Here is a 15,495-nt window from a genome sequence, read left to right as displayed (position 1 = left end):
GCCTCTAACTTTATATGTAAGTTCATCTAGATCCATTACCAGCTTTTTTCTAAAATTAATTTAAAAGCATAGTTCCCGTAACTTCTTCAATTTCCGCGTCTTCCGCGCCTTCTGCGAGAAATTCCTCTGCCTTGCTTCTGCGAGAAATCCTTCTACCTAAAGAACCATCGCAACAATTTCAACTTTCCCTTATACGGTGGATACTTCACAGCAGGGTCAATCCATGTAGCAGTTTTTAAAATGGCTTTTGTACGTGTAAAAGTTTCAAAGCTAAATTTTCCATGATAAGCTCCTACTCCACTATTACCAACGCCGCCAAAAGGCAGATCTGCATTTGCCAAATGAACAAGTGTATTATTGATACAGCCGCCACCAAACTGAACGTTATTAATAAAGTAATCTTCATTCTTTTGATTGCTTCCAAAATAATACAACGATAAGGGATGAGGATTTTGCTGTATAATATGTAAAGCTTCAGATTGCTTTTTAAAAGTCAGTATCGGCAGTATAGGACCAAAAATTTCTTCTTTCATTACAGGAGCATCAGGTGAAACATCTTGCATCAATGTTGGTGACATGTATAATTCACTTTCCTGCACTTCGCCACCTGTTATTATCGATCCCTGGCTAAGAAAACTCTTTAGTTTATCGAGTCTTCGCCGGTTAATAATTCTGCCATAGTCTGCTGACTTTATCGGCTCGGCTCCATAAAACTGCCGAATACTTGTTTGCATTTCTTCAATCAATTCATCCTTATTTTTTTCATGCACAAGTAAATAATCGGGAGCCACACAAGTTTGGCCGGCATTGGTAAACTTACCCCATACAATTCTTTTAGCCGCGACTTTTATGTCAGCATCTTCATCTATTACGCACGGGCTTTTGCCTCCCAATTCTAATGTTACCGGCACCAGTTTTTCGGCAGCCAGTTTAGCTATCTCTCGTCCTACAGGTATGCTTCCGGTGAAGAAGACATGATCGAAGCGGTTTTCATTCATCAGTTTCGGAACAACCACTGCACCGTCGCCCTCTACTACAGCTATATATTTTTTGTCGAAGAATTCAGCAATCATTTCACCAACAACTACTGACGTATGCACTGCCATTTCTGATGGTTTCAGCACCGCACAGTTGCCCCCAGCTATTGCGCCAATCAAAGGAGCAATCAGCAATTGAAACGGATAATTCCACGGGGCGATAATCAGGCATACACCTAGTGGTTCTCTTATAATACTGCTTGAAGAAGGCAATAAAAACAGTGGTGTGCTAACCGAAGATTTCTTCATCCACTTGCCAAGGTTTTTAATTGTATGAGAAACTTCAGCATATACAAAACCAATCTCAGTTGTAAAAGCTTCCTCCTGCGACTTGTGAAGGTCTTTATATAAAGCGTCCATTATCTGCTGCTCATATTTTTGAACCGCTCTTTTTAATGTTTGCAATTGTTCTTTTCTAAAAGCGTGGTCAACCGTTGCCCCGCTAAAAAAGTAGTGTCGCATTTCATCGAAGTCAGAAGAAGTGTAGTCACCCATTTCTATTGAGTTTACTTTTAGCATCAATATTTAAACAAGGTAAAAGTTTAATTGTTATTGGTGCATAATAAAGAAATTCATTACATCGGTTCCTTTAAAAGAAATTGTTTCATCTAATTTCACTTTATGATAGTGTACGATGATGAACATTTTATGCGGCAAGCTTTAAGAGAAGCGCAGGATGCATATTATGAAGACGAAGTTCCTGTAGGCGCAATCATTGTGATTAACAATCACGTTATTGCCCGTGGACATAACCAGGTCGAACGGTTGAATGATCCAACGGCTCATGCAGAAGTATTGGCAATCACATCTGCATGCAGTCATTTAGGAGCTAAATATTTACCTGATGCCACTTTGTATGTCACTATCGAGCCTTGCCACATGTGCGCCGGTGCCTTGTATTGGAGTAAATTAAAACGGGTTGTGTATGGAGCGTCAGATATAAAACAAGGCTTCCATTTTTTCTATGGAGAAAAAAATCCTTTTCATCCTAAGACAGAAATTTTAGGTGGTGTTCTTGCCGGTGAATGTGCGAAGCTGATTAAAGACTTTTTTAAAGAACGCCGGTAGTTGCTTTTTATAAAGAATGTTTTAGTAACCAGCATTTGTTCGTTTATGAAAAATTGTTGCGGCGCTCCGTTTGACTCAAGTAATTCTATAAATCTTTTTTCAGCAGGTGATTTAGACCTTTATCGTGCAACCTCAGTTGTGCCACACCTCTGAGGTTTGGCACAAGTTGGAAATGTGGGCACAACTTGAATAGAACCTCTATGATTTAAAAAAAGCTGCAAAATGATTTGCTGTAAAAGTGAGTGACACAACAATGTTTAATCAAAGCAAAAATGCCCGTTCACTAAACGAACCATTTCCGAGATCAGAAAGATTTACTGTAAGCACAATGCAGTTTCAACTTATAGGTTATAAATTTGTTGTTGTATAATAATTTGATTAAAAACTAAAACCGAATAATTATGGCATTTACCTTACCGCAGTTGCCTTATGCTCCTGAAGCATTAGAGCCTTACATTGATGCGCAAACTATGCAGATCCATCATGGTAAGCACCACCAGGCATATGTCGACAATTTGAATAAAGCAATCGCAGGAACAGAACACGAAAATAAAAGTCTTGAACAATTGATAGCGTCTGCAGGCTCTATCTCTCCTGCCGTTCGCAACAATGGTGGCGGCCATTGGAACCACAGTTTCTTTTGGCAACTACTCGGACCAGGTGGCGGTGCTCCTCCCAGCGGTGCTTTGTTAGAAGCTATCAACTCAACATTTGGTTCGCTTGACGGGCTTAAAGAAAAAGTAAATGCAGCAGGCACTACCCGTTTTGGTAGTGGTTGGGCATGGCTGATAGCAAAAGATGGCAAATTGGAAGTGAGTTCAACTCCCAACCAGGACAATCCATTAATGGATGTGGCTGAAGTAAAAGGCAAGCCCATATTAGGGATTGATGTTTGGGAACACGCATACTATTTAAAATATCAAAACAGGAGACCTGAATATTTGGGTGCCGTTTGGAATGTTATAAATTGGGCTAAAGTTGCTGAGAACTTTAACGCAGCTAAATAATTTTCTTATAAAATGTTTTATGTATAATTTTCAACCCCGGTAGTTTTACCGGGGTTTATTTTTAATATAAAGAAAAATGAAAAAACTAAGATTAATTGCCTTGGGTTGCATAGTCACCATTTTAGCTTGCAATGAGCCTGTAACAAAAAAAGTCTTGGTTATTGGCCGTGGAAAAATAACAGTGCAGGATAATAATGTAACGATGACGGATGGGACGGGCTATGTAGAGGAAACGGTTGAGTTAAAAGGAGACAAAGCAGTATCGTGGAATGTAACGACAGGTACAGGAAAAACGACGGTAAATGTTCCTGAAGAAAAAGGGATTTACATTTTAAATCTCAAAACAGATACGATAGTAGGCAGCCAGCAAAATATAGGTCAGGATTTAAGCGGACGAACGATGACGCAGGAAGAATTGAAAGGAAAAATTGATAGCCTTGTAGAACTGACTAAAGGTGCAAATGTTTCTCCCGGTAGTCATAATTATTTTATCCTTCCAAATCAGCTTGTAAAAATATCACCCGATATGGAAGCAAAAATATTTGGGCCATTCACCAAAATCCCCGGAAGCATAGAAGCAGACAAAGACGGAAAGTTGCCGCCGATTTTTAAGTTTTACACCAACACCGAAATGAGAGATTTAATAGCGAGGCTGAAGAAAAATACAATCTAACAAAAGCTAATAAGTGATAAAAAGTACAAGAGCATCTCCATTAAAAGAAGGGTCTTTTACTTTTTATCCTGATTTTTTTGTGATTTTTAAGGCACCGGGTCATATCCGTGTCCTCCCCAGGGGTTACAACTTACAATACGTTTTATCGATAACCATCCACCTCTAAATAACCCATGTTTCTCTAAAGCCTCTTTTGTGTAGTGCGAACACGAGGGCGTATAACGACATTTTTGTCCTAATAACGGCGAGATAGCCAGTTGATAGAATTTTATCAGCAAGACAAATGGATAGACTACTATTTTAGAAAAGCGTTTCAATCTTAAGGCTGTTTTAAGATGTTGTCTGAAAGCCTCTGCAAAAGTACCTGCATCTTTTTATTCACCTCTGCAAAGTCTGGTAATTCTTTACCAATATAAATAAAGAATAAAATAAGCGTTTTTTGTTGCCCCGACAGCAGTTGCTGAAGCGGTACCTTTTGTAAACGGTAAGCCTCCCTTATTACCCGCTTTACCCGGTTACGTTCAACAGCTTTTTTAAAATGACGGCTACTCGCAGTTACTCCAGCCTGTAACGGAACCTCAACATCTTCTGCAAAATCATACAAAACCTTCAAAGGAAAAGCAGACGTGCTCTTTCCCTTACTAAACAAGTGTTCAATAAGTTTACGGCTTTTAAGCTTTTCCTTTTTGTTATATGTAAGTTTTGTACTGATCACGAAAATTTATAAAACTAAAAGCCCCATCTTTTTTTTGACAGGGCTAATTATGTAAAACATACCAGTTAGTACCGGTTTATTTTAATCTCTTTTCGTCGGAAACTGTTAGTTTCACACGACCTTTCGCGCGACGGCTCGCTAATACTTTACGACCGTTAGCAGACTCCATACGCTTCCTAAATCCATGAACAGATTTACGACGACGACGGTGTGGTTGGAATGTACGTTTCATTTTCTTGTTTTTACTAAGCGAGAAATAAGGTTTCAGACATCAGCGGTACGTCCCATAAGTACTGCTATGGTGAAAGGACGGCAAAAGTAGGGGTTTTTACCAATAAAAATAAGGCTGAACAAATTTTTTTAATAGAATGTGCTGTTTTTAACGGAATAGATTTGGACTTAGCAGCAGTCATACTTCCGCATCGTTGTGTCACTCACTTTTACAAAAAATCTTTATTCGGCTTTCCCCCGGAAATTTACCTTCAAAAGCATCTTTTACCTGGCCCGCCAGTTTTCGGCTAACCATTTTATCTGTAAGCCTTGAGCTTAAGTTTTAAAAAAAATAGCAAAAAGCTTTACAGAGAGCCAAACGCGGGCTGCTAAAGTTTGCCCCAGTAAAATTTATAGTTCCAGATTAACATGTACTGATCGAACAGGTCTTCCATAAAAGACAGAACCCTGTTGATCGAAATCTGCAGTAGAGTCAGTCGTATAAAAACCGACATTACCATTCTTACTACACTTCGTCTCTATTTCCGGATGACGGGTAAGATAATCAACCAGACTTTCAGCAACTATACCTCCTTGTGAAACCACTTTTACGTCAGGCGGTAAAAACGCCTCAATCTTTTCTTTAATTAAAGGATAGTGTGTGCAGGCAAGTAAAACGGTATCAATAGCTGCGTCCAGGGTCATCAAGTTTTTCAAACTCTTTTCAATAAAAAAATCTGCGCCTTCGGTTTCATATTCGTTGTTTTCTATCAACGGAACCCACATCGGACAAGCTTCCTGAAATACTTCAACTTCAGGATAAAACTTTTTAATTTCTATTAAATACGATTGAGACCTTACCGTTCCGTTTGTGCCCAGTACGCCCACTTTACCAGATCGGGTTAATTCTCCTATGCGTTCTGTTGTTGGCCTGATTACTCCGAGTACTCTTTTCTCAGGCGCTATGTTAGGTAGATCATTTTGCTGAATGGTTCGCAATGCTTTGGCCGATGCCGTGTTACAGGCAAGAACTACCAAAGAGCATCCTTGTTTAAAAAACCACTCAACGCATTGAAGGGTGTAATGGTATACGGTATCAAAAGAACGCGGGCCATAAGGAGCGCGGGCATTATCACCAAAATACAAATAGTCATATTGAGGCATTAGCTGCGTTATTTCCTTTAAAACTGTTAGTCCTCCATAACCACTATCAAAAACACCGATTGGTCCGCTTTGTCTCATGGGCAAAAATAAAAGAACCATGCAATAATGCATGGTTCCATATAAAACATCTATTTTTTTCTTAGCTAGGCTTTTTAGGAGTAGGGCGCGTGGCTCCTCCTGTTCCTGAACGAGGTGTTGCGGGGGCGGCACCTTGCTGCTGAGCACCAGCCTGCTGATCCGGGCCTTGGCTCTTTAACTGATCTGGCACAGGCAGCTTCAATTCCCTAAATACCTTTTCAAAAACATTTTCGACTTTCGAACCCATTTCATAAGCACCTGGTTTTAGAACAACCAAATAGTTATTAGTCTGCAGAACTTTGCTATATGCACCCAATACTCTTTCATATAGAGGCGCTGCTAATTCCTGCCTTCTTTGCTCACTTTTTTGCTGAGAAATTTGTTGCCAATATATAATGGTAGTAGCAATTTGAGATCTTTGGTCTTTCTGGTAGTTGAGAACTGTTGTAGCTTTTTTAGCTGCTGAGTCAGCTTTATAAGTACTATCTAAACGGTTATATTCCCTTACTGCAAAATCATATTCACCCCTAAGCGAGTCTTGTTGATAAATGCCAAGTAAACTGTCTACTGTACGGTAGCCAGGCATATTTGAAACCGCAACATCAATATCAAATACACCCACTTTTGCTCCTGCAGCCTGAGCACCGGCATTGTAGGCAGAGAAAAACATCCCTGCAAAGGCCAACATAACAAACAAAACTTTTTTCATTTTTTCTTTTTTTTTAATCAACCGTTTCAAACGTTTTGCTCAGGCGATAACTTTTATGATGCCTGCCTACGATTGCTACTTTGTTTTTTTGTATTTATTAATAATTGTAACAGATTAACTCTTTAAACCCAGCTCCCTTAAAACTTCGTCACTTTTATCCAGTTTTGGGTCGGCAAATATAACCGTAATTCCTTCACTTTTATCCAGCACAAAGTCGTAACCGCGGTTTACCGCCATTTTTTGAATTGCGTTATAAACTTTGTCCTGAACTGGTTTTACAAGCTTTTGTCTTTCTTTAAAAAGGTCGCCTTCGTAACCAAAGCGCTTTTTCTGAAGGTCCCTGATTTCCTTCTCAGAATTGAAAAGTTGATCTTCCCTTTTCTTTTTCAGGTCCTCTGTCAGCATATACTGCTCCGCTTCATAGTTACGATACATCTGGTTTAACTGACCCTGCTTAGCATCAATTTCTTTTTGCCATTGTTCACTAACCAGAGCCAATCTCTTATCGGCGTCCTTATACTCCGGCATCTTGTCCAAAATAAACTTGGTGTCAATTATTGCATATCGTTGGGCAGAAACAGATGCAGAAGCAAGTACCACTGCTATTGCAATAAACAAGAACTTTTTCATACGTTGACAGTTTATATTTTAAAAGATATATTTATTCAGGTTCAAAACCCAACATAAATGTAAATCTCGCTGCATCTTTAATTCCTCCTGCAGGTGTATAACGGTCTAAACCGATACCATAGTCAAATCCTAAAAGGCCAAACATCGGCAGGTAGAACCTCATACCTAAACCAACAGAACGACGCAGTTTAAACGGATTATAATCTTTGGCACTATACCAACCATTAGCAGCTTCAAAAAAGCCAAGGGCAAAAATAGTACTGCTAGGATTAAGACTTAAAGGATATCGCATTTCTAACGTGTACTTATTGAACATCGTGAAAAACCGGGAAGCACTTTGCTGATCTGGATTTACTTTTGGATTACTGGTTTCATAAACAGGATAACCACGATGGGCAACAATATCATATCCTAAAAGCGCAAAGTTGTTGCTTAAACCAGCGTCACCGACCTGGAAGCGCTCAAATGGTGAAACTTCGAGCTTATTATTATATCTTCCGATGTATCCGTACTTCACTGCAGCCTTTAATACAAACTGCTTATTCCTTTCAGCTCCTGAAGGTTTTCCAATAGGAACATACCATTCTCCGTTAAAACGCCATTTATGATACTCTACTAACTTGTAAGGGTTTACCGAGTTTGCCTTGCTTTTATCAAATAATGAATAAGGCGGAGTAAACTGTCCACTTAGTAAAAACGTAGAGCCATTACTTGGAAATATAGGTTGGTTTACTGAAGACCTTTGTAAGGCAATTTTAACGTTAACGTTGTTTGATACTCCGTTACTAAATCCCTGGAAAATAGCATAGTCCTTTAGCAAATAGCGGGTATAGTTGAGAGAAGTAACAAGGCTAAAGAAGTCATCAGGCCATTTTAATTGCTTACCAAGGCTAATTCCTACACCCGAAGTTTGAATATATGAGTCTGCTGCTGTGTAATCATAAAAACCTGTGTAACCATTATACACACCGTTTCTGTACTTTGTATCATACACACTTACTGTGAACGAATTTCTTTTTTTACCACCCAGCCAAGGTTCGGTAAAGGATATGTTATAAGACCTAAAAGCCTTACCGTTACTTTGAAAACGAACACTCAACTTTTGGCCATCACCTGTTGGCAAAGGATCCCACGCTTTTTTGCTGAATATGTTATTTATTGAAAAGTTGTTAAAAGTAACGCCTAATGTACCTGTTAACCCAATTCCTCCACCCCATCCAGCACTCAGTTCTAACTGGTCACTTGACTTTTCTTCTACTGTCCAGTTGATGTCAACAGTACCATCTTCGGCATTGGGAACTACGCCCGGATTAATTTTTTCCTGGTTGAAAAAGTTCAACTGCGCTAATTCACGGGTAGAACGAATGATATCTGAACGACTAAATTTTTCTCCCGGAATAGTTCTTAACTCGCGGCGGATTACATGCTCTTTTGTCTTCTCATTTCCAGCGATACGAATATTTTTCAAAGTAGCTTGTGGGCCTTCAATAATTCTTATCTCATGGTCAATAGTATCGTTATAAACAGCAGATTCAACTGCCTGGGACTGGAAGAATAAATAACCATCATCCATGTAAAGGCCACTTATGTCTCCTCCTTCTGGTGACATTGTTTTTCCCAGTTTCTTATTAAGCAAATCAAGATCATAAGTGTCCCCCTTTTGTACTCCAAGAATTGTTGCCAAAACGCTATCAGAATATCTTGTATTACCTCTCCAGGTGATATTTCCAAAGTAATATTTATGCCCTTCGTTAACTTTAATCTTAATATTAAGATTTCCTTTGCTGTTGTAATACTGCGTATCAGAAACAATGGCAGCATCTCTATAACCTAACGAGTTGTAATATTGAAGGATTTTTTCCTTGTCCTCATCATATTTTTTTTGGCTAAACTTTGCAGAAGAAAGCAACTTTAACCGTACATATGGATCAAGTAGTTCCTTAGTTTGTGTGAAAGAGAGAAAACCGGTGTGTCGTAGATAATCTTTAAACGTCAAATGATTTCCCGAAATAGCTCCGTCAATAGTATCTTTTGGAGGGTGAACAGTAAGTCTTGTCATTTCCTTTGTTCCCTTCATCTGCTTTTCAAGCCTTGAACCAGGAACATTGTTACCCGTAAAATTTATATCGCTGATCTTTACTTTATTTCCTTTATCTACCACTAAAGTCATAACAACAGAGTTATCAACTTTAGGATCCTTAACTTCCTGTATATCGGTCTTTACGCCTTTATAACCTTTTTCAGCAAAATATTTCTCAATTGCTTCAATCGCTGATCTGCGATTATTTTCGGTAATGATACGCCCTCTTACCAATCCAACTTTCGGCGTAAGATCTTCTCCCTGGCTTTTTGTAATTCCTTTGAAAGTAAAAGTTGATAAACGAGGTCTTTCAGTTACTGCAATCTCTAAAGAAATATTTAATCCCTGAAGTTGTGTAATATAAATTTCAACGTTGCTGAAATAGTTTTGTTTCCAAAGGTTGTTGATAGCTTTAGCAAAATTATCGCCCCCGGGTATTGTTATTTCATCACCCACATTTATGTTAGCAATAGATGTTAACAATGCAGCATCGAAATATTGATTACCCGCAACAGTTATACTCGCAACTTTATACTTGCGGGGAACCTTTTGATTAAAGATATTTTCCAGATTAACATCAATAGATACGGGTTTTTCCGGTTCAATAGACGGAGGTGGGACAACTTGAGCCGAAGCGCGGCTACTGAACCAACAAGCTGCAATGAACAATAAAATAAATTTGTAAACTTTACGCATCAAAATCTTGATTTGGTTGTTTTTAAGGCCGGGCTGAACACAGCTTACGGGAACAGATTTTCCAATCTGAGGCAAATTAACGGGAATATTTAAAAGTGTTTGTTAATAGTAACTTATAATACTAGGAGAAAGAGTTTCACAATTACTAAAGTCAGCTTGATACATGAAGTTGTTCGGTAATTTTTCCAAACCTCCTTTCGCGGCCTTGAAAGTCTAGTATTGCTTCGTAGAGATTATCCTTTCTGAAATCAGGCCAACGTGTGTTGGTAAAGTATAGTTCAGCATAGGCAAGTTGATACAATAAGAAGTTACTGATCCTGTATTCACCGCTGGTTCTAATCATTAGTTCCGGGTCAGGAAAGTCACTGGTACATAAGTACTTCTCCAGCGTATCATAATTGATCAACTGCGGATTTACCTTACCTGACTGCACATCTAACGCTATATTTTTAACCGCATTTAACAGCTCCCAGCGGCTGCTGTAGCTTAAGGCCATTACCAGGTTTAATCCTGTATTTTGACTGGTCATTTCCCTGGCTTCCTCCAACTCGTCAAAGGCATATTTAGGAAGCAGGTTCATATCACCAATCACATGCATTTTGATGTTATTTTTATTAAGGGTATCTACTTCACGCCGGATGGTATCTACTAAAAGTGCCATTAACCCATTCACTTCATTTTCCGGTCTATCCCAATTTTCTGTACTAAAAGCATATAAAGTAAGATATCCAATACCAAGCTCGGCACAGCCTTCCACAATATTCCGTACGCTTTCAACACCGTGAAAATGACCGAAAAGCCTGTCTTCACCCTTTTCTTTTGCCCAACGCCCGTTGCCATCCATTATTATTGCAATATGCCGGGGCAAACGCGAAAGGTCAATTTTATCTTTCAAATCCTCCATTTTATAAAATCCTGTTTTAAGCGACTAAAGGTAGCAAAACGAATTGTTTAAGTAGAAAAGATTTATATACAAGGTTGAACAGATAGAGCAGATAAAACCTCCTGAAACTTTTTTTGGTGCCATGCAAAAGGCCTTTGTTCAGCTTTACTTGCGTCGCACACTTGTACAATTGCCCCTTATTCACCAATGGAAGGAATACACATACAGTGCAACGGCATATAGCTTAAAAAACCGGTCTTGGTACCAGGTTTCTTAAGCTGTATAAAAGTAAGTTTACGGCTTAGGACAACGGTAAGATGAGATATTGAATGAAACACCAAAATGAGCCATCACATACGAGTCTTTTTGAGTGCTGTTTCCTCTTTGCCTGCCCTTAAGACCAATAAGAGGACCGGTTTCGTAACTGCGGTCGGCTAACAACATGGCAGGCGAAGGCTGACCGTTTGGAGATACAACAAATGCATCCGGTGCATAAGTAGTACTTACATCGTCCAAATAATCGGTAGTTGTAAAGCGATAACCAACTTCAGCAAAAACATTAATTGCCGGGCTCACGTTATATTTAAAACCAACTGCTACAGGAAAGCAAACAGCCATCGTGCCGTAGGGCTTACGGTCAGGATAAGCAGCACTCCCTTGCCCTTCGGTACCCAAAGGACGTAGATAATGTTTAGTGCTATCTAAATAGGCATAAGGATCATAAGAAAATACACCCACACCCAGAGAAACATAAGGCGTATACGTAAACCCTGAAATACCGGGATAAAACTTAAAAAAATTAAAATCGCCACTTACGGCAAACTCCCACAGGTTAGTATTAAAACTTAAGTTCCTGCGGTTCTGAAACTCGTTTTTGCTGTATATATCCGAGTAACCAAGACGGGCATAGTTTGCACCTACTTTCAAACCTACATAATTGCCAAATTGCTTGCGAAAAAAAACTCCGGCACTAAACTTAGGGCGATTTAGTGATGCACGGGTATTAAGATCTCCAAAATAATGTGCTGCTCCAATAGCAACACCAAATTCACCTTCCTGTACGTAGCTATCCATAGACTGGGCACGGCTGCTAAGACTTATAACAACGGCGAAAAACACAATTGCAATTTGCTTCATAATTATAGGTACTGAAGTAGTAATTAATACAAAAAAACCCTATTATTTTCAATTAAGCTATTTATTTCTTTTGTCAAAACCCCATGTTAACTTTTCTCTAAGAGTCGAAAGAAAACTGTTTTCGTTTAGTACAATTAATAAAACTTCAAATTCTTCTTTTTTAACTGCAAGCTGAATGTCTTTCTCTACAATTTCGCGCCTTGCATCCATGGTGCAGATAAACTCTTCTGCCCGGCCCTCTACTTCAAAACTGATGATGTTATTGTCTGGAATTACAATAGGTCGAAGATTAAGATTATGAGGTGCTATTGGTGTAATTACAAAGCAAGCGCTTTCAGGAAAAACAATTGGACCTCCGCAACTCATATTATAGCCGGTTGAACCTGTAGGCGTTGAAACAATTAAACCATCGGCCCAGTAACTGTTTAAAAATTCACCATTAAGATAAGTGTGAATTTTTATCATGGGTGAAAAGTCGCGCTTGTGAATAGCAAACTCATTTAACGCGAAAGGAGTGTCACCAAATAAAGGTATACTGGCATCAAGATGTAAAAGAATTCGCTTTTCTACTACATAACGACCATTAGCAAGTGCTTCCACCGCAAGAGTAAGTTCGTCTTTGCTAATACTTGCCAAAAAACCAAGACGCCCAAAATTAATACCCATCACAGGTATCTTTTTATCACGTACAAGTGTTGCAGAGTCGAGCATAGTTCCATCGCCACCAAGACTAATAATGCAATCTATGCTCGGATCGAGGTCTTCGTGTTTTGAGAAAACAGAATAGGTTGCCGGAAGCATATTGACGGCAGAGTGTGGACCGACCAGGGATTTGTGAAGACAAGCTTTAATGTGATGCCGGGTAAGTTCCTCCAGTAGAGTGAGCAATTGCACGTCTTGTTCGGGATCCAGCCCGCGGCTGTAAATAGCTACTTTCATTAAAGTGAATTACGTCCTATTATTTTAAAATTAAACAAATAAGTATGATAGGGGTAAAATGAAGACATCGAAAACGACTAATAAGTTGTGATGATATAAAACAATTCTACAATGGAAAACAAAGATATTGAGCACAAGAGTGCGACGCAACTAAAGATTGTAAATGATATGGGGTTGGTTACCCAAATAAAAATTGGCGTGCGTAATTGATGCCTCTTTGAACCCTGCAATTACCATTCATTTTGGGTATGAAAGAACAATGAATTGTCGCCAAGCTGGTTGTAGCTGTATTCGAACCTTAAGACTACATCGTAAAAGGTAACGATATCGACACCAAAACCCCATGTGCGAAGCAACTTATTATTGAGCCTGCTTATACCATAATTGGGCGTGTAAGAATAGCCTACATCGCCAAAAGCTTTAAGAAATACCCGAAAAGGAATTTTATCGTGCGTCTTACTTTTTAAAGGACTTCTAAGATTAAATGACAATATTTCGTTTTTAATAGTAGCCCTGCCTACACCGCCTGCTACGCCTTCTATAACATAATACTCTAGTCCCCTCATGTAAAGGCTTGTGGAGCCCAGAAGGTTATTGGAAATATAGGGCTGGTTAAAAGGAAAACGTAATATTCCCGCGGCCTGAAACTGCATGTATGACGCCGGCGAAAGCCTAATGTTATAGTTTCCTCTACCACTGAGCTGCGAAAAGTTAGAACCATTTCCAAATCTTTTAAAAATACCTGCTTCACCTGAAAATCCTTTTAATGGATATGGAGCATAATCGAGATTGATATATGAGAGATTATAACTTAAATCGAAATGGCGGGAGCGTGTACCATAATAAGCAAAATAAGTTGGATTAAGCTTTACGACAGAGTCATCTACTACAACATTTCCATACGAAGCGCGGAAGGTATGCCTTGTTCTTATCGCTGGCCTGTACGTATAGGCAAAATCAACATAGTGTTCATTAAGTAAAAAACGATCTGCCTGTTTAACAAAACTTATTTTGTTAGGACGGGCTGAGTCCATCCCATAATTTAGTTCGCGGTTCCTTTTGAAACCAAAACCGATGTTGATCCCATTTTTGAGTTTGTTATCAATATTGGGATTGTCATATCGCAAAGAAAATTGTTGCGTATAGCCGCTAACCATCCATAGGTTCAAATTATCGTTTCTGCCACTGACGTTGTTTTGCATAAACTTCAGCCCATACTCAACTCTGTCAAGACTACGGTTTTCTTCAACCCACCATGTATTGAAATTTCTACTTACGATTCTGAAATAAGGAATAGGAAATAAATACCACCTTTCTTTTACGTGGATATTAATAGATATATGTTCGCTGTCGATTTTTACGGCCCTAATATCTACATCAACAAAAAGCGACGTATTCATTAGCTGCTGCTTGCCCAACTTAAGTTTATCTGTTAATTCGTTTGAAGCAAGGGACTGGCCTTTTTTAAAAGGGACTTCACGTTGAATAATGTAAGGCTTTGTTTTTTTAAAACCCGTAACTACGACGTCAGAGACGGTAACAACAACACTAAATGAGTCTACTGGTGCAGTATCTACAGCAACAGGTGAAGGAGGTGCTTTTTCTATTAACTGTGAATACCCTTTGATCCACGTAAATAAAAAGAAAAGTACAAGAAGAAACAGTGTTCTACCCAGGTTTCGCATTACAAGTAAGCAAACGTTTTTATTATTGTAAATGTAAAAAGGGAAGAAGTATTAAAATAAAAAGGAGAAGACATTAACAAAACCGTTTTTCTGTTGTATTTCTTTGGCTGCTATTTAGATTTTTAAATATGACATTAAATGATCATAGTTGTATCTTAACTCGTTTTCGTACTGTTCTTCTCCCATAAAATACCTAACGCTGTACTCGTAGCGTTGGAAAGTTGCAAGTATATCTGATACCTCCAACTTATTTATTTTAATAGTTACGATTAAAAGTCCCGTTTCGTTTTCAAAGAAAGTATTGAACTGCGTAATATATGCGTCATTGGTTTCAACAAGGCGACTGATTTCACCGAAAGAATAGCTTTTCCGCTCCATCTCAAGTATAATAACCGCACCAGGTTCTTCAGCTCCGGTAAATGTTGCAGCGGCTTTTAATAATTCGGTTGCGGGTATTGCACCTACCCATTCCTGCTCATTATTAACAACAGGAACCATCGAAAGATTGTTTTGAGAAGCTAATTTTAAAGCGGTAAGGAAATGTTCGGAGGGCCTGACTGCTTTTTGCAGCATTCCACCTAAGGCTACCTTTATTGACGCATTATCATTTGCATCTAAAAGATCGTCTTTACTAATAACGCCAAGGTATTTGTTGTGGTCGACTAAAGCAATATGCAAAATGTCGAAATCCTCCATTAACTGTAACGCAAGGGAAATTTTATCATCAGGCTCTACGGTAGGGTAATGGGTTGTTATTAATTGATTTGCTAACATTCCGATGCTC

16 protein-coding genes are annotated in these 15,495 nt (G+C 38.8%); 3 read left to right on the top strand and 13 right to left on the bottom strand.

Annotation, left to right across the window (positions count from 1 at the left end):
• Positions 1-152 precede the first annotated feature (152 nt).
• Positions 153-1,556, bottom strand: a complete 1,404-nt coding sequence (locus tag JWR87_RS03000; protein WP_297815424.1) for an aldehyde dehydrogenase — start codon at positions 1,554-1,556, stop codon at positions 153-155.
• Between the two features lie 102 nt (positions 1,557-1,658).
• On the opposite strand from JWR87_RS03000, the gene JWR87_RS02995 reads away from it, so the two are divergent.
• The 3 genes from JWR87_RS02995 (at position 1,659) to JWR87_RS02985 (ending at position 3,785) form a co-directional block, all read left to right on the top strand.
• A complete protein-coding gene (locus JWR87_RS02995; protein ID WP_297815422.1) occupies positions 1,659-2,105 on the top strand; it encodes a nucleoside deaminase in 447 nt (148 codons plus the stop codon).
• A gap of 401 nt (positions 2,106-2,506) precedes the next feature.
• The gene (locus tag JWR87_RS02990) at positions 2,507-3,112 is read left to right on the top strand and encodes a superoxide dismutase (RefSeq protein WP_297815419.1); all 606 of its coding nucleotides are present in this window, start codon (positions 2,507-2,509) and stop codon (positions 3,110-3,112) included.
• A 76-nt stretch (positions 3,113-3,188) separates the two neighbouring features.
• Positions 3,189-3,785: a hypothetical protein gene (locus tag JWR87_RS02985; RefSeq protein WP_297815416.1), complete on the top strand. Its 597-nt coding sequence runs from the start codon at positions 3,189-3,191 to the stop codon at positions 3,783-3,785.
• 86 nt (positions 3,786-3,871) lie between these two features.
• Here JWR87_RS02985 and yidD read toward each other — a convergent pair whose 3' ends face one another.
• The 12 genes from yidD to JWR87_RS02925 all read right to left on the bottom strand — a co-directional run bounded on the left by yidD (position 3,872) and on the right by JWR87_RS02925 (position 15,485).
• Entirely contained in the window at positions 3,872-4,102 is a 231-nt protein-coding gene (gene yidD, locus JWR87_RS02980; RefSeq protein WP_297815413.1) for a membrane protein insertion efficiency factor YidD, read from the bottom strand.
• A 2-nt stretch (positions 4,103-4,104) separates the two neighbouring features.
• The gene (locus JWR87_RS02975; RefSeq protein WP_297815410.1) at positions 4,105-4,500 is read right to left on the bottom strand and encodes a ribonuclease P protein component; all 396 of its coding nucleotides are present in this window, start codon (positions 4,498-4,500) and stop codon (positions 4,105-4,107) included.
• A 76-nt stretch (positions 4,501-4,576) separates the two neighbouring features.
• Positions 4,577-4,732, bottom strand: a complete 156-nt coding sequence (gene rpmH / locus JWR87_RS02970; RefSeq protein WP_147204622.1) for a 50S ribosomal protein L34 — start codon at positions 4,730-4,732, stop codon at positions 4,577-4,579.
• 389 nt (positions 4,733-5,121) lie between these two features.
• Positions 5,122-5,952, bottom strand: a complete 831-nt coding sequence (gene murI / locus JWR87_RS02965; protein WP_297815404.1) for a glutamate racemase — start codon at positions 5,950-5,952, stop codon at positions 5,122-5,124.
• 61 nt (positions 5,953-6,013) lie between these two features.
• The gene (locus JWR87_RS02960; RefSeq protein WP_297815402.1) at positions 6,014-6,661 is read right to left on the bottom strand and encodes an OmpH family outer membrane protein; all 648 of its coding nucleotides are present in this window, start codon (positions 6,659-6,661) and stop codon (positions 6,014-6,016) included.
• Positions 6,662-6,775: 114 nt separating this feature from the next.
• On the bottom strand, positions 6,776-7,291 hold the full coding sequence (locus JWR87_RS02955) for an OmpH family outer membrane protein (RefSeq protein WP_297815399.1): 516 nt from the start codon (positions 7,289-7,291) through the stop codon (positions 6,776-6,778).
• Between the two features lie 31 nt (positions 7,292-7,322).
• Positions 7,323-10,067 carry a POTRA domain-containing protein gene (locus tag JWR87_RS02950; RefSeq protein WP_297815396.1) on the bottom strand — a complete coding sequence of 915 codons (2,745 nt, stop codon included), beginning with the start codon at positions 10,065-10,067 and terminating at the stop codon, positions 7,323-7,325.
• Positions 10,068-10,218: 151 nt separating this feature from the next.
• Positions 10,219-10,971: an isoprenyl transferase gene (locus JWR87_RS02945; RefSeq protein WP_297815394.1), complete on the bottom strand. Its 753-nt coding sequence runs from the start codon at positions 10,969-10,971 to the stop codon at positions 10,219-10,221.
• Positions 10,972-11,244: 273 nt separating this feature from the next.
• Entirely contained in the window at positions 11,245-12,087 is an 843-nt protein-coding gene (locus JWR87_RS02940) for a DUF6089 family protein (RefSeq protein WP_297815392.1), read from the bottom strand.
• A 57-nt stretch (positions 12,088-12,144) separates the two neighbouring features.
• Positions 12,145-13,026 carry an NAD kinase gene (locus JWR87_RS02935; protein WP_297815390.1) on the bottom strand — a complete coding sequence of 294 codons (882 nt, stop codon included), beginning with the start codon at positions 13,024-13,026 and terminating at the stop codon, positions 12,145-12,147.
• Between the two features lie 230 nt (positions 13,027-13,256).
• Positions 13,257-14,711, bottom strand: a complete 1,455-nt coding sequence (locus tag JWR87_RS02930; RefSeq protein ID WP_297815388.1) for a POTRA domain-containing protein — start codon at positions 14,709-14,711, stop codon at positions 13,257-13,259.
• Between the two features lie 114 nt (positions 14,712-14,825).
• The gene (locus JWR87_RS02925) at positions 14,826-15,485 is read right to left on the bottom strand and encodes a CBS domain-containing protein (RefSeq protein WP_297815386.1); all 660 of its coding nucleotides are present in this window, start codon (positions 15,483-15,485) and stop codon (positions 14,826-14,828) included.
• Between the last annotated feature and the right edge of the window lie 10 nt (positions 15,486-15,495).

It is taken from the genome of Segetibacter sp. (assembly GCF_025963695.1).
Taxonomy (GTDB): Bacteria; Bacteroidota; Bacteroidia; order Chitinophagales; family Chitinophagaceae; genus Segetibacter.
The sequence above is the reverse complement of the archived record's forward strand: the minus strand, read 5'-3'. Positions and strand labels throughout refer to the sequence as shown.